Here is a 1,603-nt window from a genome sequence, read left to right on the forward strand (position 1 = left end):
AAAGTATAAACAACTTCAATTTTTATTCTATTTTAACATTACCCGGCTTTTGATCTGCTGATTAATTAATTTAACCTGCCAATTATTTCCTCTATGAAAGACATGTCTTATAAATTAATCACCTTCATTGCCATCTTTGTATATGCTATTGCAACAGTTTTTTCGGAAGGGTATTATCATCCTGATGAGCATTTTCAAATTATAGAATTTGCTGCTTATAAATTGGGCAATATTGAGGATTTTCAGTTACCCTGGGAGTTTAACGAGGCCATCCGCTCTTCATTTATGCCATGGATAGCATTTGTGGTAATGAAAATTGTAGCTAACCCATATACAGTAATGCTTATCTTAAGATTGTTGACCGCTGCGTTTGCTATATTCGCTATCGATCGTTTTTTTAGGGCCACTGCTAAACTATTACCCGTTCCTGTAGTGCCGGTTTATCAGTTATTATCTTACCTCTTATGGTTCCTGCCATTTATTAATGTAAGGTTTAGTGCAGAAACATGGAGTGGGCTGTTATTTTTGTGGGCTGTAAGTTATGTATATGAAGACAAACGCGCTGCTGCTATTGTAGGTGTTTTGTGTGGGTTTGCTTTTCTTGCACGTTTTCAGACTGGGATTATGTTTGCGGGATTATTTTCGTGGTTGTTTCTTATCGGGAAATGGCCGGTGAAAAAATTATTGATCACTGGTATTGCATTTGTAAGTATACTATTGGCAGGTGTTTGGCTGGATTATCTCTTCTATGATACCTTTACGATTACTGCCATCAATTATTTTAACGTAAATATAGTTCGGGATGTAGCATCACAATTTGGGACCATGAGCTGGTATGCATTTTTAGCTGAAACTATCATTGCATGTATATGGCCTATAGGCATCCTTATTTATATTGCAGTGATGATTGTTGGCTACAGGAAACCAGCTTCATTATTACTATGGTGTATTATTCCCTTATCACTCGTTCATTTTGTTATCATGCATAAGGAAGTACGGTTCTTATTTCCAATAACTAACTTCTTACCCTTCCTCATAGTGACTGCATTTTATTCTCTGCAGCGAATAATAATTAGCCGTATATTGTTTTGGGGTTTATCAGTTATCAATGTCATTGCTTTGATAACGGTTATATTTTACAAGCCATCGGAAGGAAGAATTGCTATGACGAGATATATTCATACGCATATGGCTCGTTCTGCTAAGGTGTATTTTTTAGAGGGAGATAATCCTTTTCAACCGTATAGTTTTTTGACACAGTCTTTTTATGATATTCCGGAATTACGGTTTACATCATTAGCTTCTTATTCAAAGTTGGAAGATGAGAAGTTTGATAGGGCTGATGGTTTGATTATTCGACATAGGGTCATAAAAGATGCTGGGGTGATAAGGCAGATAGAAAGGTTACATTTAAAGGTTGTGAAAGTAGGGAATTATAATTGGATAAGTGCAATTAAAGAGGTATATCTTGGAAAACTATTTAACGATGATGATTATACATTGTTGATGAGAGAGTAAAATTTTAATATTCTCTCTTTCATTTTTTTGTAAGTTTAAATGATAACTGGTATTCTGTTAACAACGAAGTTGTTTAAACTTTTAA

The 1,603-nt window shown here is 34.7% G+C and carries 1 protein-coding gene; it reads left to right on the top strand.

The features are described from left to right. Nucleotides 1-93: 93 nt before the first annotated feature. Nucleotides 94-1,518, top strand: coding sequence for a hypothetical protein (locus BW716_RS34910; protein ID WP_083730658.1), 1,425 nt, complete (start codon nt 94-96; stop codon nt 1,516-1,518). Nucleotides 1,519-1,603 lie beyond the last annotated feature (85 nt).

Origin of the sequence: [Flexibacter] sp. ATCC 35208, from assembly GCF_001975825.1 — a bacterium.
In the GTDB taxonomy this organism is placed as follows: domain Bacteria; phylum Bacteroidota; class Bacteroidia; order Chitinophagales; family Chitinophagaceae; genus Chitinophaga.

Coding starts and splice junctions, on each gene's coding strand:
- BW716_RS34910 (WP_083730658.1), top strand. CDS start 94: ATGAAAGACATGTCTTATAAATTAATCACCTTCATTGCCATCTTTGTA.